General features: G+C 50.8%; 19 protein-coding genes and 2 pseudogenes. 7 read left to right on the top strand and 14 right to left on the bottom strand.

The annotated features are described in order from the left end of the window. Positions 1–17: 17 nt before the first annotated feature. From KNV97_RS06565 to KNV97_RS06510, 12 genes are all read right to left on the bottom strand, one after another. Positions 18–674 (bottom strand): riboflavin synthase, encoded by a 657-nt coding sequence (locus tag KNV97_RS06565; protein WP_136482223.1) that lies wholly within the window; start codon positions 672–674, stop codon positions 18–20. Positions 675–677: 3 nt separating this feature from the next. Next, a complete protein-coding gene (gene ribD / locus KNV97_RS06560; protein WP_136482221.1) occupies positions 678–1,787 on the bottom strand; it encodes a bifunctional diaminohydroxyphosphoribosylaminopyrimidine deaminase/5-amino-6-(5-phosphoribosylamino)uracil reductase RibD in 1,110 nt (369 codons plus the stop codon). 12 nt (positions 1,788–1,799) lie between these two features. Next, the gene (gene nrdR, locus KNV97_RS06555; protein WP_136482219.1) at positions 1,800–2,249 is read right to left on the bottom strand and encodes a transcriptional regulator NrdR; all 450 of its coding nucleotides are present in this window, start codon (positions 2,247–2,249) and stop codon (positions 1,800–1,802) included. Positions 2,250–2,351: 102 nt separating this feature from the next. Further along, the gene (locus KNV97_RS06550; RefSeq protein WP_218562760.1) at positions 2,352–3,602 is read right to left on the bottom strand and encodes a glutamate-5-semialdehyde dehydrogenase; all 1,251 of its coding nucleotides are present in this window, start codon (positions 3,600–3,602) and stop codon (positions 2,352–2,354) included. Between the two features lie 18 nt (positions 3,603–3,620). Beyond that, a complete protein-coding gene (gene proB, locus KNV97_RS06545) occupies positions 3,621–4,754 on the bottom strand; it encodes a glutamate 5-kinase (protein WP_136482214.1) in 1,134 nt (377 codons plus the stop codon). A 120-nt stretch (positions 4,755–4,874) separates the two neighbouring features. After that, the gene (crl, locus tag KNV97_RS06540; RefSeq protein WP_136482212.1) at positions 4,875–5,264 is read right to left on the bottom strand and encodes a sigma factor-binding protein Crl; all 390 of its coding nucleotides are present in this window, start codon (positions 5,262–5,264) and stop codon (positions 4,875–4,877) included. Positions 5,265–5,362: 98 nt separating this feature from the next. After that, complete coding sequence (gene frsA, locus KNV97_RS06535) at positions 5,363–6,610, bottom strand: esterase FrsA (protein ID WP_136482210.1); 1,248 nt, start codon at positions 6,608–6,610, stop codon at positions 5,363–5,365. A 90-nt stretch (positions 6,611–6,700) separates the two neighbouring features. Beyond that, complete coding sequence (gpt, locus tag KNV97_RS06530; protein WP_136482208.1) at positions 6,701–7,165, bottom strand: xanthine phosphoribosyltransferase; 465 nt, start codon at positions 7,163–7,165, stop codon at positions 6,701–6,703. 39 nt (positions 7,166–7,204) lie between these two features. Then, positions 7,205–8,497, bottom strand: a complete 1,293-nt coding sequence (locus KNV97_RS06525) for an NCS2 family permease (protein WP_136482206.1) — start codon at positions 8,495–8,497, stop codon at positions 7,205–7,207. Between the two features lie 274 nt (positions 8,498–8,771). Next, the gene (locus KNV97_RS06520; protein WP_218562759.1) at positions 8,772–10,091 is read right to left on the bottom strand and encodes a TRAP transporter large permease; all 1,320 of its coding nucleotides are present in this window, start codon (positions 10,089–10,091) and stop codon (positions 8,772–8,774) included. Beyond that, positions 10,081–10,740, bottom strand: coding sequence for a TRAP transporter small permease subunit (locus tag KNV97_RS06515; protein WP_240798097.1), 660 nt, complete (start codon positions 10,738–10,740; stop codon positions 10,081–10,083). The genes KNV97_RS06520 and KNV97_RS06515 overlap by 11 nt, the downstream gene beginning before the upstream one ends. 12 nt (positions 10,741–10,752) lie before the next feature. Further along, positions 10,753–11,769 carry a TRAP transporter substrate-binding protein gene (locus KNV97_RS06510; protein ID WP_136482202.1) on the bottom strand — a complete coding sequence of 339 codons (1,017 nt, stop codon included), beginning with the start codon at positions 11,767–11,769 and terminating at the stop codon, positions 10,753–10,755. Positions 11,770–11,989: 220 nt separating this feature from the next. On the opposite strand from KNV97_RS06510, the pseudogene KNV97_RS06505 reads away from it, so the two are divergent. The 7 genes and pseudogenes from KNV97_RS06505 (at position 11,990) to KNV97_RS06475 (ending at position 21,560) form a co-directional block, all read left to right on the top strand. Then, positions 11,990–13,416, top strand: a pseudogene (locus KNV97_RS06505) (NAD-dependent succinate-semialdehyde dehydrogenase). A gap of 33 nt (positions 13,417–13,449) precedes the next feature. Further along, the gene (gene gabT / locus KNV97_RS06500; RefSeq protein ID WP_136482199.1) at positions 13,450–14,721 is read left to right on the top strand and encodes a 4-aminobutyrate--2-oxoglutarate transaminase; all 1,272 of its coding nucleotides are present in this window, start codon (positions 13,450–13,452) and stop codon (positions 14,719–14,721) included. A gap of 102 nt (positions 14,722–14,823) precedes the next feature. Beyond that, entirely contained in the window at positions 14,824–16,602 is a 1,779-nt protein-coding gene (locus tag KNV97_RS06495) for an aminotransferase-like domain-containing protein (protein WP_218562758.1), read from the top strand. Between the two features lie 755 nt (positions 16,603–17,357). Beyond that, the gene (locus KNV97_RS06490) at positions 17,358–18,830 is read left to right on the top strand and encodes an aminoacyl-histidine dipeptidase (protein WP_136483153.1); all 1,473 of its coding nucleotides are present in this window, start codon (positions 17,358–17,360) and stop codon (positions 18,828–18,830) included. A gap of 324 nt (positions 18,831–19,154) precedes the next feature. Then, positions 19,155–19,595 carry an ATP-dependent zinc protease family protein gene (locus KNV97_RS06485; protein ID WP_136482195.1) on the top strand — a complete coding sequence of 147 codons (441 nt, stop codon included), beginning with the start codon at positions 19,155–19,157 and terminating at the stop codon, positions 19,593–19,595. Further along, positions 19,595–20,500, top strand: coding sequence for a 30S ribosomal protein S6--L-glutamate ligase (gene rimK, locus KNV97_RS06480; RefSeq protein WP_136482193.1), 906 nt, complete (start codon positions 19,595–19,597; stop codon positions 20,498–20,500). The genes KNV97_RS06485 and rimK overlap by 1 nt, the downstream gene beginning before the upstream one ends. Beyond that, positions 20,460–21,560 carry a succinylglutamate desuccinylase/aspartoacylase family protein gene (locus KNV97_RS06475; RefSeq protein WP_136482191.1) on the top strand — a complete coding sequence of 367 codons (1,101 nt, stop codon included), beginning with the start codon at positions 20,460–20,462 and terminating at the stop codon, positions 21,558–21,560. Before rimK ends, KNV97_RS06475 begins: the two co-directional genes overlap by 41 nt. A gap of 92 nt (positions 21,561–21,652) precedes the next feature. On the opposite strand, the pseudogene KNV97_RS06470 reads toward KNV97_RS06475, so the two are convergent. Together KNV97_RS06470 and KNV97_RS06465 are read right to left on the bottom strand one after the other, a co-directional pair. Continuing rightward, positions 21,653–23,009 (bottom strand): annotated as a pseudogene (locus tag KNV97_RS06470) (sodium-dependent transporter). Positions 23,010–23,110: 101 nt separating this feature from the next. Next, positions 23,111–24,679, bottom strand: a complete 1,569-nt coding sequence (locus KNV97_RS06465) for a sensor domain-containing diguanylate cyclase (protein WP_218562757.1) — start codon at positions 24,677–24,679, stop codon at positions 23,111–23,113.

The following is a 24,679-nucleotide window of genomic DNA, read 5'->3' as shown; positions in this document are numbered from 1 at the left end:
TGCGCGCACGTTACGTGTTACGCGAAACCATTTTGTTGTAAGAATTGCATTGTAATGCGTGACTCTGGCTGCTCAGCTTCACGACCGCCCTGCAGCAGTCGCTCGAGATAACGGGCCAGCACATCCACTTCCAGGTTCACTTTACGTCCGACCTGGAACTGGTCGATCGTCGTCTCTTGTGAAGTGTGCGGCACTATGGTCAGTTTAAACGCATTTTTACGCAAGTCATTGACGGTTAAGCTAATGCCATCAACCGTTACCGAACCTTTCTCGGCGATGTACTTGCTCAGCTCAGCTGGAATCGCGACCCAGAATTCGATCGCCCGACCGACCGCATTACGTTCAACGATGTCACCCACGCCATCGACGTGACCCGACACGATATGCCCACCAAAACGGGTCGTCGGTAACATGGCTTTTTCTAAGTTTACTTTGTCACCCACTTTGTAGTGAGCAAAACCCGACTTTTTCAGGGTCTCGAGCGACAAATCAGCGCTGTAGCTGTGGTCATCAAAGGCCACCACGGTCAGACAGACACCATTGGTAGCAATACTGTCCCCGAGTTTGACATCACTCATATCCAGAGCGCCGGCATCGACAGAGATGCTGATGTCCTCGCCTTTTGGCGTAATCGCAGTCAGCGTACCGACCGCTTCGACAATTCCAGTAAACATAATCTAATCATCTTTCAATTGTGGCGTTGCCACGATGCGAATATCCGGGCCGACCATACGGCAATCCTGAATCTTAACATCCAGTACCTGCTGCATATCGGTCAGTCCCAAAGCACCAAACAGGCCGCGTCCGTCGCTGCCCATCACCTTCGGTGCCAAATATAAAATCAGTTCATCAACCAGTTGCTGCTGCAATAGTGATTTGGCTACAGTTGCCCCTGCTTCTACCCAAATATGGTTGATGTTGTGCTGCTTAGCCAGTGCGCTCAGAGCCTGAGCCAGGTCGAGCTGACCCTCCTTATTCACCGCCACACAGACTTCAGCATCCTGTTCAGCCACGCGCAGTACCGCGCCGTCTGCAGCGTACAGTTTCAGTTGCTGATGCAGTTGTTGCTGACGATCCAGCACCACACGAACCGGCTGACGCAGATCCTGCTCAGCATAGGTGTCCTGTACTCCTTGCGGTAACTCAGCCCAGCGTACCGTCAGCGAAGCATTATCGGCCAGCACAGTCTGGCTGGTTGACAGCACGGCACCGGCTTTAGCACGATAAACCTGCACATCATGACGTGCCTGGGCGGAGGTAATCCACTGGCTGCGTCCGTTGGCGAGCGCCGTCTGGCCGTCCAGGCTGGCCGCCATTTTGAGTTGTACGAACGGCATGCCAGTTTGCATACGTTTAATGAAAGCCGGATTCAGCGCGTACGCATCCTGCTCGAGTAAACCCACTTGCACCTCAATGCCGGCATCACGCAGCATCTGTATACCGCGTCCGGAAACCTGAGGATTCGGGTCCTGCATCGCGCAGATCACTTTCGCCACACCGGCATTAATCAGGCCTTCAGCACACGGCGGAGTGCGGCCGTAATGAGAACAGGGCTCGAGGGTGACATAGGCGGTCGCACCTTGCGATCGCTCACCCGCCATGCGCAGGGCATGGACCTCAGCGTGTGGCTGACCGGCACGAAAATGGTAACCTTCACCGACAATCGTCTCACCCTGAGTGATGACACAGCCGACATTCGGATTAGGTGCAGTAGTAAATTGCCCGCGCTGGGCTAACTTGATCGCGCGGGACATCATCTGAAAATCAAAAGGGGTAAATGTAGGCATAGTCGGAAATGATCAATCTTCTAGTTTGGCAATCTCTTCACCAAATTCACGTACATCTTCAAAACTGCGATATACCGAGGCAAAACGGATGTAGGCCACTTTATCGAGCTCTTTGAGCTGCTCCATGACCAGATTGCCAATAAGCTTACTCGGCACTTCTCGTTCGCCGGTAGCACGTAATTTGGATTTGATGGTAGTGATAGCCAGATCAATCGAATCGGCGCTGACCGGACGTTTTTCCAGTGCACGTTGTAAACCACCTACCATTTTGTCTTCATCAAACGGTTCACGATTGCCGTTTGACTTGATTACACGCGGCATCACCAGTTCGGCCGTTTCAAATGTGGTGAAACGTTCATTACAAGCCAGACATTGGCGACGGCGGCGCACCTGGTGGCCATCAGCAACCAGACGTGAGTCGATCACTTTTGTATCGTTCTCAGAACAAAAAGGACAATGCATATCACCTCCATAGCAATCCTGTCAGTGTACCGGAATTGCTTGAATGAAGAAAAGAAAAAGGGGCATATACGCCCCTTTTCAGTTCAACTTCACGCGATTTTGTTAACTGCGTGACAAGTAGTTCGCTTTCCCGACCCATTTGTAGCTGGTCAGCTCTTCAAGGCCCATAGGTCCGCGGGCATGCAGCTTCTGAGTAGACACCGCGACTTCAGCCCCCAAACCAAACTGAGCACCGTCGGTGAAGCGGGTCGAGGCATTGACATACACGGCGGCCGAACCGGCAGAATTAATGAACAGTTCAGCATTGAACAGGTCGTTGGTCATGATGGCATCAGAGTGGCTGGCATTGTGCTCACGCATATGTTCAATCGCTTCCTGCACATCTTTAACCACTTTAACGCCCAGGGTGTAGCTCAGCCATTCCATATCGAAATCACCGGCCTCGGCTGCGCGGACTTCGGCCGCTGAGGTCATCAGTGGCTGCGCTTTTTCTTCCGCGACAAAAGTGACCTTGTTGCCGAGTCTGGCAATCAGCTTTTCCAGTAGCGGCTGCGCCACCGCTTCATGCACCAGCAAGGTATCGAGTGCGTTACAGGCCGACGGACGCTGCACTTTGGCGTTTTCAATCACATCAACGGACTTATCCAGATCGGCACTGGCGTCGACAAAAATGTGGCTGATACCAAAACCGCCGATAATCACGGGAATGGTGCTGTTTTCTTTACACATTTTATGCAAGCCAGCACCACCACGCGGAATGATCATATCAACATAGTCATCCAGTTTAAGCAGTTGGGTCACCAGTTCACGATCCGGTTTCTCAATGTACTGCACTGATGCCGCAGGCAGATCCGCTTTCTGCAGCGCCGACTGAATCACTTTGACCAGTTCCATATTGGAGAAAAAGGTCTCTTTACCACCACGCAGAATAGAAGCATTACCGGTTTTCAGACACAGTGCGGCAATATCGATGGTCACGTTCGGGCGTGCTTCATAAATGACGCCAACCACACCCAGAGGGACACGGCGGCGAGAAAGCGACATGCCATTTTCCAGTACCTTGCTGTCAATTTCACTGCCCACCGGATCGCTCAGGCTGATCACATTACGCACGTCACCGGCAATCGCGCTCAAGCGCGCTTCGTTCAGCAACAGACGATCCAGCAGCGCATCGGTCAGACCGGCCGCGCGGCCAAGTTCAATATCTTTGGCATTGGCAGCCAAAATTGCATCAGCCTTTGCTTCCAGTTCGTCAGCAATACTCGCCAGCGCCTGGTTTTTCTGTGCCGTCGAGGCGGTGGCTAACTGAAAAGCGGCTTGTTTGGCGGCTTTTCCCATCAAGGTTAAATCCACTTTCTCTTCTCCCTACTTCTATTCCTGAATCACGACCATGTCGTCGCGGTGAATCACTTCTGAGCCATAATCATAGCCAAGTGTTTCGATAATAAGTTTACTGTGCTTACCGGCAATTTTTGCCATGTCGTGGCTTGAGTACGCGGCAATACCACGCGCAATCAGATGGCCATGACCATTGGTCACCCGTACCACTTCACCACGGGAGAATTCGCCCTGAACGCGCACCACGCCTTTAGCCAGCAGGCTGCTGCCTTTGGTGGTCACGGCGCGCACGGCGCCGTCATCAATGAAAATATCACCGGATGCAGCCGGACCGGCCAGAATCCAGCGTTTGCGGTTTTCCAGCGACTCTTCCAGCGGCAGAAAACGAGTGCCCTGCGGGTTATTGCTCAGTGAGTCAAAAATCACGTTCGGTGCACGACCTGCGGCTATGATAACCTCTATTCCGGCCCGGCGTGCGATATCCGCCGCCTGCAACTTAGTGGCCATACCACCAGTCCCCAAGGTGGTCCCACTGCCACCGGCAATTTTGCGCAGTGTGTCATCGATGGTTTTCACTTCTTTAATTAACTCCGCGTTGGGATCTTTACGCGGGTCAGCGGTAAACAAGCCTTTCTGGTCAGTCAGCAGCAACAATTTATCGGCACCACATAAAATACCGACCAGCGCCGACAAGTTGTCATTATCACCGACTTTGATTTCATTGGTCGCTACCGCGTCATTTTCATTGACGATCGGAATAATACCGTGGTCAACCAGGGCATTAATGGTATCGCGCGCATTCAGGAAACGTTCACGGTCTTCCAGATCGGCCCGGGTCAGCAACATCTGACCAATTTTAATCCCATAAATAGAGAACAGACGTTCCCACGCTTCAATCAACTGACTTTGTCCGACAGCGGCCAGAAGCTGTTTGCTGGCGATCGCGTTGGGCAATGCGGGGTAACCAAGATGTTCACGGCCTGCTGCAATGGCACCAGACGACACGATCACCACTGAGTGACCCTGTTTTTTCAGTTCAGCACACTGACGCGCCAGTTCGACCATATGCGCACGGTCTAGCGCCAATGTACCACCGGTAAGAACACTGGTTCCTAGTTTCACAATCACTGTTTGTGAAGCTTTTCCGCTTTGTTGATTCGATTTCATGATTTCTTCTTGGTGGAAACATTTAAGAGAGGATGTTTTAGCAATCAACTGACCAATGCACAAGCAGAAAAAGGTGCTAAAAGCACCTTTTTGATTCAGTTTTCCAAGACTAAGGGTGAATCAGACAAATTCGGCTGATTTTGCGTCCAGGGTTAAAGTGAGAGCGAAACGCTGCTGCAGAGTATCTTCCAGTTTTTGATGAAACTCTTCCTGAATACGACTGACTTCCGGCAGCGCTTTGGCAGGCGGAGCATCGCTGTCCCACTCACCGGCCAGATTGTAACGCCCGATATGATAATTGGCCTCAAAACCGTCGCCGCTGGCATTTAACTCCATCCACCAGCCCCAGAATTCACGTTTTTCAGGTGACTTCTTGTCGTTGACACACACCGCGAGACAATCAAACAGATAAAAGCCTTCTTTGCACTGTCCTTCGCGCAAATACGGACCAATTGCCTTCAGGGCTGCCAACAAACGATAATGAGTAGGATTTCGCGCCATCTCAGACATATTGACTCCTTGCTTCCATGTTAAGAATGACAATTATTATTATTAATCATGAAGTTAATAATACACATTCATCACTCTTAACCAATTTGTGCAAAAAGTCACCTACAGAGTTCATCTTCTAGCCAATTTATCGCCAAATCGAGGGATTGCTCATAACCCTGACTGATTGTCTTACTTTTTATTTGCTTAGCCTTGCCACCTTGGCTAAAGAGCGCAACCAGTTGATTATCACTATACGGTGACACAGGATCGCCCTCCAGCCCCATGGCCAGAATGGGCACCTTGGTGCGCCGGCTGGACAAAAAGCCCTGAACTTTGAGAGACCAGGCCATCATCTGCCCCGCCAGACTGTCAATATCGACCGCATTTTTGCCCAGACGTGATGCCAGCACATCGATATACATTTTCGGCATCTTTTTCATTTTCGGCGGTGAAACCAGCACGTCATGAATTGGCGCGCCGAGTGTAACACACGCTTTGATGCGCTCAGGCTCAAGAAACGATAAACGCACCATGGCATTGCCGCCAAACCGAAAACCAATCAGCCCGACCCGGAAGTGATCCACCCACGGCAGGGTATGCAGCTGACTCAGGACTTCCTGATGTAAACAGCAAGAATCTTCGGTCAGGGTCCAGTGTGAGCTCTGACCGACAGACGGCATATCTAAAGTCAGCATCGCGATATTGCGCTTAGCGAGAAAATCGCGAAACAGGCGCCACATATCGGTTTGCAGACTGTCGAGTCCGGCGCTGACAATCACCACCGGCTGTGGTTTATCCGTTTTCGATAAATGCAGATGACCAATGATTTTTTTATTTTTAAACGGAAACTCGAGACGTTTAATCACGTACTTGGTGTGAGTCGCCGCTTGCGCATAAGCCGTATTGGCCAGCACCTGGGCCTGAGTTGCCAGATTGTCATTTTTCAGGTGCGGGTAGCCGGCAATACTGAAACAGAGCGAGGCGGAAAACATTTCATCCGCGGCTTGTTCGCCCTGCTGCTGCTGGGCACGTAACTGGTGACGCATACCGAGCTTAGTCCACTCAAATGCCCAGTTACCACTGTGATAGCCCATTACCGTATCCAGCCACTGCTCTTCAGTGCGCGAATGTGTAGACGAAGCGATCCGGGCCAGCACCTCTTCCTGCTCAATCGGATCAATGCCCTGCCACGCCCACTGTAAGCGACGCAGGTTGCGATACCAGGCATGCCCCTCCTCTGCCATTTTATCGGCCAGGAACTTATGGCTGCTCGGCATGTATTGAGTGAGAGATGATGTCTCTTGAGCTTGCTTGTACTTTTGGAATAACGTCTCAGAAAGGTTTTTACTGACTTCTTCGGACATAACGCGTCTCTGTTGAGGGCAATGGCCTAATAGTAATAAAAAAAATGGCCCTATACAGGGCCATCATCAAATAAAGTTGCGATCGTCGGCTTATTTTTGTTTGCGGTTAACCGGCTCAACAAAAGACAGCGCCATATCCCATGGCTGTTCAATCCAGGTATCCTGCTCAATATCGACGATGTACTCGTCAACCAGGTCTTTACCCGCTGGTTTAGCACATACAGTAACAAATTTCGCTTTTGGATACATTTCACGGATTTTACGTGCGGTATCACCGCTGTCGACCAGATCATCAACAACAATAAAACCTTCGCCATCGTGCTCAGGAGCTTTCAGAACATTCATGTCACGCTGGTGATCGTGGTCGTAGCTGGAGATACATACGGTATCTACATAACGAATACCCAGTTCGCGGGCCAGAATTGCTGCTGGTACCAGGCCACCTCGGCTCACACCCAGGATACCTTTCCATTGTTCTGCAGGCATTTGAAGTTGTGCCAGTTCACGGCAGTACTTCTGCATATTGTCCCAAGTGATAACGAATTTTTTGCTCATTGTGATAAACCTAACTTTAAAAAATGTAGTGGACTGCGCTTACGCAGCCACAATGTATTTAGCCGCGAAGATAATTGCCATCACCCAGACACTGAGTGATACGCTGCGACCTTTGCCACTCAGAAGCTTGATCACTGCGTAAGCGATAAAGCCCATTGAGATACCTTCTGCAATCGAGAAAGTCAGTGGCATCAGCAGACAGGTCACGACGGTTGGCGCCGCTTCGGTCAGGTCACGCCAGTCGATGCTAACCAGACCAGACAACATCAGAATCGCCACATAAAACAGCGCACCTGACGTTGCGTAAGCCGGAATCATACCCGCTAATGGCGAGAAGAATAGTGCAAGCACAAACAGAATGCCAACCACAACCGCAGTCAGACCGGTACGACCGCCTGCTGCGACACCTGATACACTCTCAACGTAAGAGGTAGTGTTTGAGGTACCCAGCAGAGCGCCCACTGAAGTTGCGGTAGAGTCCGCCAGCAGTGCGCGGTTAAGACGTGGAATTTTGCCGTCTTCGCCAATCAGGTTCGCTTTACTTGCCACACCCACCAGCGTACCGGCAGTGTCAAACAGATCGACGAACAAGAAGGCAAACACAACCGAAATCATGCCGACTTCAAATACAGAAGAGAAATCCAGTTGCAGGAATGTCGGCGCAATACTTGGTGGCGCAGACACAATGCCGCCCCACTGTACATCACCAAACAGCAGACCCAGTGCAGTAATCGCCAGGATTGCGATCATAACAGCACCTTTCACGTTGCGGTGGACCAGCGCGATGGTCAGGAAGAAGCCCAGAGAACCCAGCACTGCAGGCAGAGAAGTGATGCCACCCAGTGAAACCAGAGTTGCCGGGTTATCAACCACGATACCCGCATTCTTCAGCGCGATGAACGCCAGAAACAGGCCGATACCCGCCGAGATACCGGTGCGCAGCGACAATGGAATCGAGTTGATGATCCACTCACGAATCTTGAACAGACTCAGAATGATAAACAGCACGCCCGAGCAGAATACTGCTGCCAGCGCAACCTGCCAGGTGTAACCCATACCCAGTACAACTGAGTAAGTGAAGAATGCGTTCAGACCCATACCCGGCGCCTGTGCGATGGGGTAGTTAGCCACGAAGCCCATGATGAAACAGCCGACCGCCGCTGCCAGACAGGTCGCGACAAACACGGCGCCGTGATCCATTCCGGCGTCGGAAAGAATCGCAGGGTTAACAAAAATAATGTAAGCCATGGTCAGGAAGGTGGTGATCCCGGCAATGACTTCAGTGCGCACGTTAGTGCCATATTCACTGAGTTTGAATAGCCTTTCCAGCATGTTCGATTCCTAATAAAGGTAAAAGAGTAAACGGTTGCGTAATCGATTGGGCGCAGATTATAAAGTTATCAAATCACAAATTCCAGACAGAATTTATGGGAACGAGAAGCAGGCAGGAACAGAATAAGGCCAGAATGACACAAAAACGCGGGTTTTTAGAGCAAAAATACCAATTTTTTTAATGACTTGGAAAAATGAGATCCAACTCTCCCTTTACTGAATCAGCGCCAGGAGAGTTGCAGAATATACTTCAGTTGATCACATTTCAACCCCGCTAATTCATCACCTTGTTAGGCAACCAGGTGACCAGTTCCGGGAACAGCATACAGATGACCAGCACGGTGAACTGAACCAGAATGAATGGTGTCACCGACTTGTACAGATCCATCATCGTCACCCCTTTCGGCGCGATACCTTTCAGGTAGAACAAGGCAAAACCATAAGGTGGTGTCTGCACCGCAATCACGATGTTAAGAATCATCAGCACCCCGAACCAAATCGGGTCATAACCGAGCGATACGGCAACCGGCGTGAAAATCGGCGCACACATCAGTACGATGATGAACTCATCAATGATGAAACCCAGCAACAGCATGATCACCTGGAACATCATGATAATCACAATCGGCGGCAGGTCGAGGTCGCGGGTAAAGCCTGATACCATACCCTGAATCCCCATCAGCAAATGGAAATTACTGAATACCGACGCGCCGAGAATGATCCACATGGCCACACTAACCAGCATAGCGGTCTGCATACCTGAGCGTATCAACAACTCAGGCTTAAAGCGTTTAAACAGAATCGACAGCAGAATCGCCCCGACTACCCCCAGCGCACCGGATTCGGTTGGCGTCGCGATCCCGGCAATAATACTGCCCAGCACAATGACGATCAGCGCAAAAGAAGAGGCCCCATCGCGAATGGTCTTAAACATCTCATACCCTTTCGGGATCTCGATGTCGTTGTCACTGTCGAGCGGCGCACGCTCTGGGCGCATCTTACAGCTGATCACCACGTAAGCGATCAACAGAACAATAGTAATCAGCGCCGGAATCATAGCGCCAAGAAACATCTTGCCGACCGAGTTCTGCGTCGCCGAAGCAAACATGATCATCGGAATACTCGGCGGAATCAGGATCCCCAGCGAGCCTCCGGCCATGATCACCCCCAGCGCCAGCTTCTTATCGTAACCACGTTCCAACATAGGTTTGAGCGCGATCGAGCTTGAGGTCATGATACCGGCACCGATAATGCCCACCATGGCACCAATCATCGAACACACTCCAATGACGCTAATCGCCAGAGAACCACGCAGGCGGCCAATCAGCAGCTGGCTGGCATTAAACATCGCATCACCGATCCCGGAACGGGTCAGGATTTGCCCCATGTAGATATAGAGCGGGATAGCGAGCAGGATGAAATTAAAGAAGGTGCTTTCCACTGTAGTCGGAATGATGTTGAACATCGACTCGCCCCAGGTCAGGTAACCGACCCCCATGGCAATTCCGCCCAGTGCCAGGCCCACCTGAGCACCGAGGACAAACGCGGTCAGAATACAACCCAGTAACACCAGGGTTAACATCTCAATGCCCATTTGTGTTCTCCTTGTCAAAAACGCAATTCAACTGGTCGTTGTCGACCTTAAACGGCTGTTCGCTCAGATGGACGTGTTTGTGAACATCGCCATTGAGTTCGCGGCCTTTGATCAAAAAGAACAGGTTTGCGATCAGCTCAGTGGAATATTCGGCGATAAAGATGACGGCAGAAACGGTAATCATCAGCCAGAAGTGGTGCATAGCAGGCGCCCACTCGCTCTGAGTTTTATAGTTAAACTCCAGAGCTTCAAAAAACATGCTGCCGCAGGTTTTGGCCATCACCGCCAAGAAACCAATCGCCAGGATGCCGGTCAGGACATCAAAAATCCGGCGGGTCTTTTCTGACACTTTGGCGTGGACAATATCCACGTTGATGTGTGCTTCGCGCTGCTGTGCATACGCGCCGCCAAGAGCTGCAATGTAACCGAATAAAAACAGTGACGTGTCGTATCCCCAGATGGTCGGTTGGTTTAACACATAACGGGCAAACACTTCATAGAAGACAATCGCAGCCAGAACGGGAAGCAAGTACGACACTGAGCGTCCAATCAGACTGACGATGTATTTCGTGAATTGGCAATACCTCAGTAAAATGGCTTCAAGCATAAATAAACTCCCTGTAAAAACAGGTGAACCCAGAGGGTCCACCTGCGTTATGCCTTATTGTTGCTCCAGAATATCAACCAGCTGTTTGGAGTACTTATCTTCACTTGCGTACTCTTTCGCCAGTGACAGCCCCGCCTCTTTCCAGGCTTGTTTGTCAGCTTCTGAAGGTTGCGGGCTCCATAGCAGGCCTTTGGCTTCCATGTCTGCAACGGCCTGAGATTCCCATAGTTTTGATTTGGACATCTGCTCCTGAGCGTGAACCGCGGTCGCCGCTTTCACAATCGCCTGCAGATCTTGTGGCAGTTTGTTCCACTCTTTCTTGTTGACGATGATCGGCAGCACCTGCGCACCGGCCAGAGGCAGCGGATACATGTACTTTGCCACTTCGACGTGGTTACCGTCACGGTGGTCAATCATGTTAGAACCGATAGAACCATCGATAACACCGGTAGCCAGTGAGGTATAGATTTCACTCCAGGCCAGAGAAACTGGGGAAGCGCCTAAATTACGCAGGAATTTACCGTACGCGCCTGGCGCACGAATCTTCAGACCTTTGAAATCGGCGATAGAATTGATGGGCTCTTTCGTGATGATGTAAACCGGTGGCTGAATGTAAGGGTCAAGCCATTCCAGGCCTTGTGAACCATACGCTTCTTTTAGAACCTTGCCCCAGCCTTTGTCATGAAATAAGGTGGTCAGTTCGGCAACATCCGACGTACCGCCCGGCAGACCTACTTCGACCACACCAGCAGGAAATTCTCCCGCATGCATCGGCTGGAACGGTGCGCCCATCGTAATCAGGCCCGATTTCACCGCGGTCAGAATGCCACTGGTCCCCACCCCCTCACCGGAGTAAAGCACCTGCACAGCAATGCGGCCGTCAGACATGGTTTCGATGTTCTTGGCCAGGTCTTCATATACTTCACCAAAGGCAGTGCCACGACCATATAAGTTGGCAAAACGCCAGTTGTAATCAGCCGCCATGGTCGCGGTTGAACAGACCAGAGTGCTGACACCGAGCGCCGCGGTCAGAAAGGCTTTCGCCAGTTTAGTTCCTTTAACGCTTAACATAGAAATTCCTCTTCCTGCATGGTTACACTTTTGTTATTGATTTGTTTCCCGGACTCAATATGAAGAACACGGCAGGAATGCGATAGTGCCAGTCGGGCAGTTGTTATGGTACCAGCGGGTTGGTGCCAACTGGTACCAACGTTTGTAACAAACTGGTACTTAGGGTCGACAGAGGTTTGTGTCTAACATGCAATCAACAGCCTACAAAAGAGACACAAACATGGAGCAAATTGTTAACACGACGCTATTGAAAGCGACCTGTCCGGCCAGCGATGATGCCATCGCGGTTTTGAACCCGGCTACCGATGAGATCCTGGCGTACATTCCGTCCATGGATACACAAACGATTCACACCATGATCGACCGCTCCAAACAGGCGCAAGCCGAATGGCAGGAAAAAGTGCCGCTGAGCGCTCTGCTGTTCTGAAACGCTGGTACGATCTGATGATCGAAAACGCCGACGATCTGGCGCGTATCATGACTCTGGAACAGGGTAAACCGCTGGCAGAAGCCAAAGGTGAAGTGATGTACGGTGCCTCTTTTATCCAGTGGTTTGCCGAAGAGGCCAAACGCACTTACGGCGACACCATTCCAGCACCGACCGGTAATAAACGTCTGATGACCATCAAGCAACCGGTCGGTGTCGCGGCAGCAATCACGCCGTGGAACTTCCCGATTGCGATGATTACCCGCAAAGCCGCACCGGCTCTGGCTGCTGGCTGCAGTTTTATCGTTAAACCGGCCAACCAGACGCCGCTGTCAGCATACGCCAGCGCTGAACTGGCGTATCAGGCGGGTCTGCCACAAGATTTGCTGATTGTGATCAACAATCACTCCTCCGTCGCCGTGGGTGATATTTTCTGCAGTCATGACGACATCAAAAAGCTGTCGTTCACCGGCTCAACTCAGGTTGGCCGCCATCTGATCACCCAATGTGCTGACACCATCAAGCGCACCTCAATGGAGCTGGGCGGCAACGCGCCTTTCATCGTGTTTGATGATGCCGACATCGACGAAGCGGTCAAAGGCGCAATGGCCTCAAAATTCCGTAATGCCGGCCAAACCTGTGTCTGTGCTAACCGCTTCTACGTCCAGGATGGCGTCTACGATGCTTTCGTTGAGAAGTTTGTCGCCGCCGTGGCTGAACTGAAAATGGGTAATGGCCTGCAAGCCGGCGTTAATATCGGTCCGCTGATTGATATCAAAGCCAAAAACAGCGTCCTCGGCTACATCGACACAGCGATTGCGCAGGGTGCCAAAGTGGCACTGGGCGGTAAATCGGCCGGCGGCCTGTTTGTCGAACCCACCGTGCTGACCGAAGTGACCCAGGATATGGACATCATTCAGACTGAACTGTTTGGGCCAGTGGCTCCGGTTGTTCGCTTTAGCCATGATGAAGAATTAGTTGAAAAAGCCAATGACACCATCTACGGCCTGGCGAGCTACTTCTACACCAATAACATTCACCGCGCTTTCCGTATCGCCGAGAAACTGGAATATGGCATGGTCGGTATCAATGAAGGTCTCATCTCCAATGAAGTCGCACCCTTTGGTGGTGTGAAACAGTCTGGTTTTGGCCGCGAAGGCGCCAAACAAGGCATCGATGAATACCTGAACGTTAAATATCTTTGCTTGGGCGGCTTCTAAGCCTCTCCTGAATCACGAAAAGGACACCTCATTATGACAAACTCGGAATGGCAAAATCGCAAGGAAAAAGTCGTTGCAAAAGGCATGGCGAACCTGGCCCCAATTTATGCAGCGAAAGCGGAAAATGCCTTGATCACTGACATTGAAGGTAACCAGTACATTGACTTTGCAGCGGGTATCGCGGTCAACAACACCGGTCATTCACACCCACGCATCGTCGCAGCAGTGAAAGACCAACTGGATAACTTCAGCCACACCTGTTCTATGGTGACCCCTTACACCAGCTTCGTTGAACTGGCAGAAAAAGTGGTCGAGATCGCTCCGGGTGACTTCGACAAGAAAGCCGCATTTGTGACTACCGGTGCCGAAGCGGTAGAAAACGCGGTTAAATTTGCCCGCGCCCACACCGGCCGCAGCGGTGTTATCGCGTTTAAAGGTGGCTTCCACGGCCGCACCAACATGTGTATGGGTCTGACCGGTAAAGTTGCACCTTACAAAATCGGCTTTGGTCCGTTCCCAGGTGACATCTTCCACGTACCATACCCAAATGCTTACCACGGTATCAGTGAAGAGCAGAGCCTGAGCGCGCTTAACGATCTGTTCGCGTGTGACATCGAGCCGTCACGCGTGGCAGCCATCATCTTTGAACCGATTCAGGGTGAAGGTGGTTTCTACCAGGCACCGAACTCTTGGGTCAGCGCGATTCGCGAACTGTGTGATAAACATGGCATCGTGATGATCTGTGATGAGATCCAGACTGGCTTTGCCCGTACCGGTAAAGTGTTTGCGTGTGAATACTATGATGCGAAACCAGACCTTATTACCATGGCGAAAGGCATCGCTGGCGGCTTCCCGCTGTCAGGTGTGGTCGGTAAAGCCGACATCATGGATTCTGCCACTCCGGGCGGTATCGGCGGTACTTACGCGGGTTCACCACTGGCTTGTCGCGCAGCACTGGAAGTGATTGGCATCATTAAAGATGAGAATTTGTGTGAAAAAGCCCAGCATGTCGGCCTACAATTTAAAGAAAGTTTGCTCGAGATGCAGAAAACGATCCCACAAATCGGAGATATTCGTCAGGTCGGCGCGATGATCGCAATTGAGCTAAACGATCCTGAAACAAAACAACCACTTGCAGATCTGACCAAACAACTGGTATTAAAGTGTCATCATCAGGGCGTGATCCTGCTCTCATGTGGTGTGAAAGGTAACGTGATTCGTTTCCTGCCACCACTGACTATCGAGCCGGAGCTGATCACCAAAGGCCTGGAGATCATCACCAAGGAACTTCAGTCGTTAATCTGAGCTTCAACGATGCTTTAAAAAAGATGTGCAGCAATGCACATCTTTTCTCTCCCGCTGTCGTTGATTCTGAACGGATTCGACTCTTTGATAAGCAGGAAAGCTATGCTGTACCAATTTATCCATATCGACCCACAAGATTCGCGAACCCTGCAGGATCAAATCAAAGGTGACATAGCCAAAGCCATCTTTGCCGGCTTTGTCCCCAAAAATACCAGTATCATGTCGTCACGCCGTCTGGCAGAGCAGCTAAAAGTCTCTCGTAACACCATATTGCGCGTGTATGAACAGTTAGCGGAAGAAGGCGTTCTGGTCCCGATTGAGCGCAAGGGCTACTACGTCAACCCGCAACTAGAACTGCAAGTGCCATCCGGCGAGCAGCAACAGCACCCCGCCAGCCAAAGCCTCAACTGGGTCAACTATCTCAATGCCGAGCATACCGTCTCAGACATCGCAGTGAAAAACCTCAACCAGTATCCTTACCTGTTTGTCAGCGGCATGGTGGATGAGGATCTGTTTCCGGTTTCGGAATGGCGCAAATGCAGTATTCAATCACTCAATAAAAGCAACCATCGCAGCTGGACCTCGGACGATCATGATTACCATGAACTGATCGAACAGATCCGCACCCGGGTACTCACCAAGCGTGGGATCTTTGTCGGCAAGGAAAACATCGCCATCACACTCGGCAGCCAGAACAGCCTCTATTTCCTGTCCAAACTGCTGGTGTCTAAACGCAGTTGTGTCGCCATGGAAAATCCGGGCTACCCGGAAGCCCTGCATCAGTTTCAGGCACGGCGTGCCCGGGTTATGCCGATCGAAGTCGATCGCAACGGCATGGTGATCGATGAACGCCTCAGCTCTGCCGATGTGGTGTACACCACGCCGAGCAACCAGTTTCCAACTACGGTGCGCATGTCCACCGAGCGACGCAAGGCTTTGATGAGTTACGCTGAGCAGCATGATTTTCTGGTGATTGAAGATGACTTCGAGCATGACATTAACTTCATGGAACACAGTTGTCCGCCGCTGCGCTGCGAGTATCAGAGCGAACGCATCATCTATATTTCCAGTTTTACGTCCAGCATTGCCCCCGGGCTGCGGATTGGCTTTATTGTCGCAGCAGCGCCGCTGATCGCACAGATAAAATCGCTGCAGGTACGTACCCACAGTCTGCCTCCGAAAAGTAACTGCCAGACACTGGCGCTGTTTCTCAGTCTGGGGTATTACGACGTGCTGGCGCAAAAACTGCTCAAACGCTATCGCGACAAATGGCTGACGATGGAAAAAGCGATGAATTACTACTTCCCGCAATCCGGCGCGATCCCGTCACTGGCCGGGACCGCATTCTGGGTAGAGTACAAGCAGGGTTTCGATGCCGAACGTTTTGAGCAACTGGCACAAGAACACGGCATCCTGATCAATAACGGGGCCAAATACTTTAGTTGCGATCATAAAAACAACAGCTTTCGTCTCAGCTTTCAGTCGATCCGTTGTGAGAACATCCGCGAAGGCATCAAACAGCTGGCCGCGATTGCCAAACAGATTCTGCCGATCCCACGTATTGAGGATTGTGCCAGCGCACCACTTGATAGCGCGCAAATCCGGGCCGCACTGACCAATCAGACCCTGCTGACGAAAGACTGCTTCAATATTCCTTATCGTATTACTCTGCAGGCGGACGGTAAGCTGCTGGGTATTTCAGAACGGCCGAATGATATGGATGAAGGCTACTGGTGGGTTGAGAATCACAAATTTGTCTACCAGTGGCGTAACTGGCAGTTTTCCGATATCCGCTATATCACTATTGTGCAGGAAAACGGTGAGATCAAACGCTTTGATGAACAGGGCTATTTTATCGGTGAAGCGCGCATCGCCTCCTGATCCCCACCTCCCGCATCACACCTTTTCCCCTGGTCCGGCTGGATCCTCAGTCATCCCAGGCGCGATAACAAACCGGATCAACAGGCAAAAAAAACGCCACCTGAACTCAGGTGGCGGAGAATTCTATTAATCAAATTGATTAAAAATAAATTCCAATTTAGGGGTGAACAAAACTGTTCAGGAAGCAAGTTTGATCTCAATAACCAAAACTTGCCGGATATGCAAAGTTCCCGGTAAATACAGCACGTTTTTGCCAGAACTTTACAGACGATAAACCTTTACTCATTACTATCACCTTTATAAACCAAACATTGTGTTTTGATTTCTCGGTTCCCTGGAGGCGATAAATCGGACTCATCCTTTGAGCATTTTTGCTTCGCTTGCGAAGTGGTTATAAATATACCACCAAGAAATTTTATTACAATACACAGGGTGACAAAAATCACATAAATCACACAAAGTGACTTTAATTTGAATTTTTTGGTAATTAAATTACAAGACAATCAGTCTGAATGCTAAAAAATCACTTCATGAAAGCAATGAGTTGCTTATAGTGTGATTCAGATTACAGCGCAGCAAACACGACTGTGCTAACCGGAATGTATACGGTAATGAATAGCACTACACCCTCTCTGCGCATAGTGATATGCTCTTGTGTAGATTCACCATGTCACAGCCCGATATCAGTTAATTTCTCCGGAAATTAAAAAATAACCAGTAAAAATTCGGGAAATGTTATGCAAAAGGAGTTAACTGTGTCTGAGTTCCATTCTGAAATCAGTAAATTATCACCTGCGCCTGTCTGGCAGTTTTTCGATATGATCTGTTCGATCCCTCATCCGTCTAAACATGAAGAAGCGTTAGCCCAAGCTATCATCCGCTGGGCTGAAGATCAGGGTTTGGCAGTCCGTCGTGATCCGACCGGTAACGTGTTTATCAAGAAACCGGCCACTCAGGGCATGGAGCATAAGAAAGCGGTCGTGCTGCAGGCTCATATCGATATGGTGCCGCAAAAGAATGAAGACACCGATCATGACTTCCTCCGCGATCCTATCCAGCCGTACATTGATGGTGAGTGGGTGACAGCGAAAGGCACCACATTAGGTGCCGATAACGGCATTGGCATGGCAACCTGTCTGGCGGTGCTGGCATCCGATGAGATCAAACACGGACCACTGCAAGTCCTGCTGACCATCGATGAAGAAGCCGGTATGAGCGGGGCTTTCGGCCTTGAAGCCGGCTGGCTGGAAGGCGATATCCTGCTCAACACCGACTCCGAGCAGGAAGGCGAAGTTTACATGGGTTGTGCCGGTGGCGTAGATGCAGCGCTGACGTTTAACATCCGCCGTGAGGCACAACCGGCCGGTTACGTCACTCGTCAACTGATCCTGAAAGGTCTGAAAGGCGGTCACTCCGGTGTCGATATCCATACCGGACGCGGCAATGCCAACAAGCTGCTGGCGCGTTTTCTTGCCGCTCACGCCGCTGAGCTGGACCTGCGCTTGATTGAATTTCGTGGCGGCAGCCTGCGTAACGCCATTCCGCGTGAAGCGTTTGTGACACTGGCGGTGCCGGCCACCAACCAGGATAAACTTGATAGTTTGTTCCAGGCGTATATCGCACTGCTGCAAAGCGAGCTGGGCCGAATCGAAACCAATCTGGTTGGCTATAACCAAGCATCCGACAGCCAGGCAGAAGTGCTGATACTGGCCGATCAACAGCGCCTGATCGCCGCACTCAATGCCTGCCCGAACGGCGTGATGCGCATGAGTGATGAAATTGAAGGTGTCGTGGAAACCTCTCTCAATCTCGGTGTGATTACCTCAGAACAGGATACGATCAAGGTATTGTGCCTGATTCGCTCCCTCATCGATTCCGGCCGCAGCCAGACGGAAGGCATGCTGGCTTCCGTCGCTGAACTGGCCGGTGCTGAGATCACGTTCTCAGGCGCTTACCCGGGCTGGAAGCCGGATGCGGACTCAGAAATCATGCAGATTTTCCGCGATATGTATCAAGGCATCTACGGCCATAAGCCCAACATCATGGTCATTCATGCCGGCCTGGAATGCGGTCTGTTTAAAAAGCCGTATCCGGACATGGACATGGTCTCTTTCGGTCCGACGATTAAATTTCCTCACTCCCCGGACGAAAAGGTCAAGATAGATACCGTGGGTCTGTTCTGGCAACAAATGGTCGCCCTGCTGGAAAACATTCCGGCCAAAGACTGATCCCCCTCAGCCGGGACATCGCGTCCCGGCTGCTTTTCCTTCTCCCTGCCCACAGGCTTATTGGCCGGCACACAGCGACTTTCTTGCGTGGCAGCTCACAAATAAGTTATTAATATTTTTTGTCGATACGGAAAATTTTATTCGTTAGCTAATATTGATTAATCACTGATAGAGTTCGCCTCCTTGAAGTTCCCTGAGTTAATCACCAAACTCTATTCAAGCGATAACGCCATTATGATGTGGTATCGGGGATGCGGCTTTACGTTCGACTCTTACGTCTGATGGCCAGATCCGTGTCTGAAATTCTCCAAATAATGAACTGCAATGAAAGAAAAAATGATTGTCGGATGGCGAGAAACTCTCAGCCTTCCAGCTTTAGGCATTGATAAAATTAACGCAAAGATCGATACCGGAGCCCGAACATCTTGCTTACATGCATTTAAGATCGAGAGCTTTCGTAACCAAGATGAACTTTGGGTTCGTTTCTGGATGCACCCAATCCAACATAATGACGCCGACGTCGTCGTGTGTGAAGCTAAAGTGGTCGATGAGCGCACGGTACGTGACTCAGGAGGCCATGAAGAAACCCGCTATGTGGTTCAGTCTGAGATCTGTCTGGGCGGACAAACCTGGCCGGCAGAAATTACCCTGACCAACCGTGAAAACATGGCTTTCCGTATGCTGCTGGGGCGCACCGCAATGCACCACAGAATCATTGTCGATCCTACAGCATCGTTTTTGATCCCTTTCGAGGAGTGTAAATAATGAAAATTGGTATTCTGTCTCGTAATTCGTCTTTGTATTCAACTAAGCGCTTGATCGAGGCTTGTAAGCAACGCGGCCACGAGGTCAAAGTGATCGATGCCCTGCGTTGTTATATGAATATCAATTCACAAGAGCCGGAAATTCACTTTAAGGGTGAACAGCTCTCCGGCTTTGACGCCATCATTCCACGTATCGGTGCCTCGGTCACCTTTTATGGTACTGCTGTCCTGCGCCAGTTCGAGATGATGGGGGTTTATCCGGTCAACGAATCGGTGGCTATCAGCCGTTCACGCGACAAACTGCGCTCGATGCAGCTGCTGTCCCGTAAAGGCATCGGTATGCCAATTACCGGCTTTGCCAGCAAACCGGATGATGTCAAAGACCTGCTCGACATGGTGGGCGGCGCGCCAGTGGTGATCAAACTGCTGGAAGGCACACAAGGTATTGGTGTGGTTCTGGCCGAAACCCGTAAAGCAGCGGAAAGCGTTATCGAGGCCTTTATGGGCCTGAAAGCCAACATCATGGTACAGGAATACATTAAAGAAGCCGGCGGTGCTGATATCCGCTGCTTCGTCATCGGTGACAAAGTCATCGCAGCGATGAAACGTCAGGGCGCAGAAGGCGAATTCCGCTCTAACCTGCATCGTGGCGGTACGGCTTCACTGATTAAGATAACCCCGACCGAACGTAAAACCGCAATTGACGCGGCGAAAGCGATGGGGCTCAATGTCGCGGGTGTCGATCTGCTGCGCTCTGAGCGCGGACCATTGGTGATGGAAGTCAACTCATCGCCGGGCCTGGAAGGCATCGAAGCTGCAACCGGAAAAGACATCGCAGGAATGATTGTCGAATTCATTGAAAAAAATGCGGCCAGTAAAAGGACTAAAACACGTGGTAAAGGCTAACAGAAAACAGATACCCTACCAATTTCTGGGGGAGACCATTCCCCCAGCCAGCCGAAAAGTCATCGAGCTGGAAGCGGCGAAGCTTTACACCCATTCACCGCTGTCAATTCCGGTCGAAATCATCCATGGTTACGCACCGGGTCCGGTCCTGATGGTGAATGCCGCCATTCATGGCGATGAACTCAACGGCGTTGAGATTGTACGCCAGCTCAACAGCACCATCGACCCGAAAAAACTCAAAGGCACCCTGATAGCGGTGCCGATCGTCAATGTGTTTGGCTTTATTCATAAATCCCGTTACCTGCCGGACCGCAGGGATCTCAACCGTTGCTTTCCGGGCAGCGAAAAAGGCTCGCTTGCCTCACGTATGGCGCATACGTTCTTTTCTCAGGTTGCTCTCAACTGCGATTACATCATCGATCTGCATACTGGTGCCATTCACCGCACCAACCTGCCGCAGATTCGTGCCGATTTAAGCAACGAAGAAACATTACGTATCGCACAGGCGTTTGCAACGCCGGTAGTGATTGATTCGCCGCTGCGTAACGGCTCACTGCGCAGTGAGGCAGAAAAAGCCGGTATTACCGTCCTGACCTATGAAGCCGGTGAAGCACTGCGCTTTGAGCCTATTGCCATTAATGCCGGCATTGTGGGCGTTAAACGGGTAATGCAGGCGGTGGGTATGTTACGAGCCAGCCGCAAGAAACTGCCGACCTCCGTGATTGCCAAATCCACCAGTTGGCTGCGCGCCGAAGCAGACGGTATCCTGCGCACTGTGGTGTCGCTGGGCGATCGGGTAGATAAAGGTCAGGTTCTGGCGTATATCAACTCCCCGCTGGGGAACGTAGAGGTCGAAATCAAGGCTAATAAAGGCGGTATTGTGATTGGTCAGCAAACTCTGCCACTGGTTAATGAAGGCGATGCCGTGTTCCATCTGGCCTATTTTACCCAGCGTGATGATGTGGTCGAACAGGTTGTCGGCGACTTTATTGAAGAAGTGGCTGATACCGATCTCGAACCGCTGACCACGGGCCAGATCATGCCTCCATCCCCGCTGTAACGGCTTGTTATCCGTTATAGCGCTGAACCAGATAGACAAAGCCCCTGCACGTGTGCAGGGGCTTTTTGTTGTGCATTATCTCACAGCCAGCGTTAACCAAATGATGCCCAGATAACCGTAATCACCAGCAGCGGACAGACAAAACGCACGTACCAAGGCCAGATTCTGCCAAACAGGCTGTGACTGAACTCCGGAAATCCCTGGCGCAGCTCATTGAATTTCTCGTTACGTTTCCAAACCCAACCACCGAACAGACAGAACATCAGCGCCGCAGTCGGCTGCAGGTACTGTGTGGCTGTCTTTGCCACCAGACCAAACAGCGCGCCAAAATTATACACAATCACCACACTAAACAGCGCAATCAGACTGCCCAGCACCCAGCTGGTGGGGGTACGTTTGGTATTCAGGCGTTCACTAACCAGAGCAACCGGACACTCCAGCATCGAAATCGATGAAGTTAAAGCGGCTATCGTCAGCAGCAGGAAGAAAACAATCGCAAACAACTGTCCAAGCAGCCCCAGGCTGTCAAACATCAGTGGCAGAACGGTAAACACCAGCGTGTCCGAGCTGAGCAGAGAACCATCCTGGGCATAGATTTCAACCCCTTTGTGCATCGCAACAAACATCGCCGGCATTACGACCAGACCGGCAATAAACGCGACCGCTGTATCGACTAAGGTGACGCTCATCGCCATTTTCGGCAGATTCTCTTTTTTGCTCAGGTACGAACCGTAAATCAGCATTGAGCAACCACCAATGGTGAGAGAAAAGAAGCCTTGCCCCATCGCGGCCAGAATCAGGTCACGATCCCAAATCTTGGTAAAGTCTGGGAGCAAATAATGCTGTAAGCCCTCCACCGCCCCCCTGCTGGAACATGATGTAGACAAACAGGACGGCAAACAGGACAAACAGCGCCGGCATTAAACGGGTCGACCACTTTTCAATTCCCTGCTTCACTCCGCCCTGCACAATCAGAATCGTCAGGACATAAAACAGCAAGGTACCAAATAAATTACGCTCAACCGAAAAACCTTTAAACCATGCAGCAGCGTCAGTCAGACCGAGTACATCACTCATGGCGCCAAACATGTAGCACAGGATCCAGCCGCCGACAATGCTGTAAAAAGCCAGCACGGCACTTGGTACACTCAGACCAATCCAACCGACCAAACCACCAATACGTTTGGCCACAGGATTGTCGTTAAGTGAGTGCATACTATCAACCGGATTGGCCTGGCCATAGCGCCCAATTGCCATTTCGACCACCAACATCGGATAGGCAACCACAAAGATAAGGATCAGATAGACCAACAGAAAGGCTCCGCCACCATTACTGGCGGCCTGAGTAGGAAACCCCCAGATATTGCCCAATCCGACCGCAGCACCGGCCGCAGCCAGAATAAAGCCCAGACGGGATCCAAAGGTTTCTCGAGAATTGTTCTGTGCCATTACGACTCACACATACCATTAAACTAGTTGGCTAGTACACTAATATAAAGCAACAAAATACTCAATGAGTAAAAGAATGGTTTACTAGATAAATCGTATTTTTAGCTTAATTTGTGTGGCAAAGGAGAGCCAATATGGTTTTTCTGTTTGCCAGGTTGCCAGTCGAGCACTTGATAGCGATTCCGCCCGGTATGTTTAGCCTGATACAGAGCGGCATCTGCATGATGGAACAAGTGCAGATAATCATCGAGTCCCGCTTGAAACGCGTTGACGCCACCGATACTGACAGTTACCGTTCCTCCTAAAGGGGAACGCTGGTGTGGGATCGCCAACTGACGGATCTGTGCACATAATTGCGCGGCATAATGGCCGGTATCAGGCTCACGGTCTCCGGCCAGAACGACACAAAACTCCTCACCGCCAAAACGGGCCACTACTTTATCGCCACTAAAGTCGATCTGCTCCAAAGCCTGCGCAACCGATTTGAGCACCTCATCGCCCTCAAGGTGGCCGTAGTAATCGTTATACAGCTTAAAGTAATCGACATCGATCAGATAGACCGCTAACCAGTCATATTTGAGTTCAGCAATAAAGTGTTTCAGTTCCCGCTCCAGCTTACGGCGGTTAGAAAGCCGGGTCAGAGGATCGTGATCAGATTGCCAGCGTAATTTATTGCGGTTCTCTTCAAGCTCAGCAATAATCCGATTAATTGCGCGGGCAAAATCCTTCATTTCGCGTGACACGAACAAGCTTTCGTCCGGCATTTTACCGCGTGACGCTTTAAAGTTCTCCAGCGCCATATTGGCTTGGGTGATCGGCCGCACCAGATAACCCACCATGAGTAAGCTGACAAAAAACAGCAACAACGAGAAGCAAATCAGCGCAATGACTTCGTCAGTGCGAATAAAATCGGGCAGCTTAACCTGATGCAACAATTTGAACAGCACACTCGCATGGCCCTGAAAATCGAGCGGAGTAAGGTAAGTAACATTGATTTGCTTAGCAGGTAAAGAAGTAAAAGGCGCCCGACTCAGGACATCAATATCAATCCCGGTTGCCTGTTCGACGACGCTCTCAAACTGGCTACGAACCTTCTTCATAAAGATCAGAAACCCTTTGTCACAGTTGAATCCTTCACTGTCACACACCCTTGATGCCGCCGCCAGATAGGGCTCCTGATCGATGACAACGAAACGCACTTTCGGATCAACCATGTCAGCCGAAGAGCGCTGCGACTCACGCAGCATGACCGGGAAATAAGGAATAAAGCTGTCATAGCTTATCTGCTGACCGGCTTCATCATCATATTGCATCCCCCACACCAGACTGGCATCAGGAGCAAAGATGAAGATCCCGTCCAGCGACTGGGAAGTAAACGCATGAATGCCGATACTGTCTTCAACAAAGCTGGGATCAGGCGAGACGATATAATCGGCCATGTCATTCCAGGCCGCATAGTCCGCCATTGAGCTGCCCATCTCCTGCTTTTCCAGCGCGATCACGGTTTCGACCCGCTTGCTCTCTTCATGCTGCAAAAGCAGAGCATGTTGCGTCTCACGTTCAAATGACCAGAAATATTTAAACGTGAGATAAAACACCACAAAACAGACCACCACACAGGTGGCGGTAATCGCAGTTAACCAACGAATACTGATATTGGAAAGTAACAT

Origin of the sequence: Vibrio ostreae, assembly GCF_019226825.1 — a bacterium.
Classification (GTDB): domain Bacteria; phylum Pseudomonadota; class Gammaproteobacteria; order Enterobacterales; family Vibrionaceae; genus Vibrio; species Vibrio ostreae.
Note: the sequence above shows the minus strand (reverse complement) of the source record. Positions and strands in the feature narration are given on the sequence as shown.

Excerpts from the sequence above, each read along its gene's own strand:
- KNV97_RS06565 (WP_136482223.1), bottom strand. The coding sequence starts at position 674 with ATGTTTACTGGAATTGTCGAAGCGGTCGGTACGCTGACTGCGATTACG.
- ribD (WP_136482221.1), bottom strand. The coding sequence starts at position 1,787 with ATGCCTACATTTACCCCTTTTGATTTTCAGATGATGTCCCGCGCGATC.
- nrdR (WP_136482219.1), bottom strand. The coding sequence starts at position 2,249 with ATGCATTGTCCTTTTTGTTCTGAGAACGATACAAAAGTGATCGACTCA.
- proB (WP_136482214.1), bottom strand. The coding sequence starts at position 4,754 with ATGAAATCGAATCAACAAAGCGGAAAAGCTTCACAAACAGTGATTGTG.
- crl (WP_136482212.1), bottom strand. The coding sequence starts at position 5,264 with ATGTCTGAGATGGCGCGAAATCCTACTCATTATCGTTTGTTGGCAGCC.
- frsA (WP_136482210.1), bottom strand. The coding sequence starts at position 6,610 with ATGTCCGAAGAAGTCAGTAAAAACCTTTCTGAGACGTTATTCCAAAAG.
- gpt (WP_136482208.1), bottom strand. The coding sequence starts at position 7,165 with ATGAGCAAAAAATTCGTTATCACTTGGGACAATATGCAGAAGTACTGC.
- KNV97_RS06525 (WP_136482206.1), bottom strand. The coding sequence starts at position 8,497 with ATGCTGGAAAGGCTATTCAAACTCAGTGAATATGGCACTAACGTGCGC.
- KNV97_RS06520 (WP_218562759.1), bottom strand. The coding sequence starts at position 10,091 with ATGGGCATTGAGATGTTAACCCTGGTGTTACTGGGTTGTATTCTGACC.
- KNV97_RS06510 (WP_136482202.1), bottom strand. The coding sequence starts at position 11,769 with ATGTTAAGCGTTAAAGGAACTAAACTGGCGAAAGCCTTTCTGACCGCG.
- gabT (WP_136482199.1), top strand. The coding sequence starts at position 13,450 with ATGACAAACTCGGAATGGCAAAATCGCAAGGAAAAAGTCGTTGCAAAA.
- KNV97_RS06495 (WP_218562758.1), top strand. The coding sequence starts at position 14,824 with ATGCTGTACCAATTTATCCATATCGACCCACAAGATTCGCGAACCCTG.
- KNV97_RS06485 (WP_136482195.1), top strand. The coding sequence starts at position 19,155 with ATGAAAGAAAAAATGATTGTCGGATGGCGAGAAACTCTCAGCCTTCCA.
- rimK (WP_136482193.1), top strand. The coding sequence starts at position 19,595 with ATGAAAATTGGTATTCTGTCTCGTAATTCGTCTTTGTATTCAACTAAG.
- KNV97_RS06475 (WP_136482191.1), top strand. The coding sequence starts at position 20,460 with ATGCGGCCAGTAAAAGGACTAAAACACGTGGTAAAGGCTAACAGAAAA.
- KNV97_RS06465 (WP_218562757.1), bottom strand. The coding sequence starts at position 24,679 with ATGTTACTTTCCAATATCAGTATTCGTTGGTTAACTGCGATTACCGCC.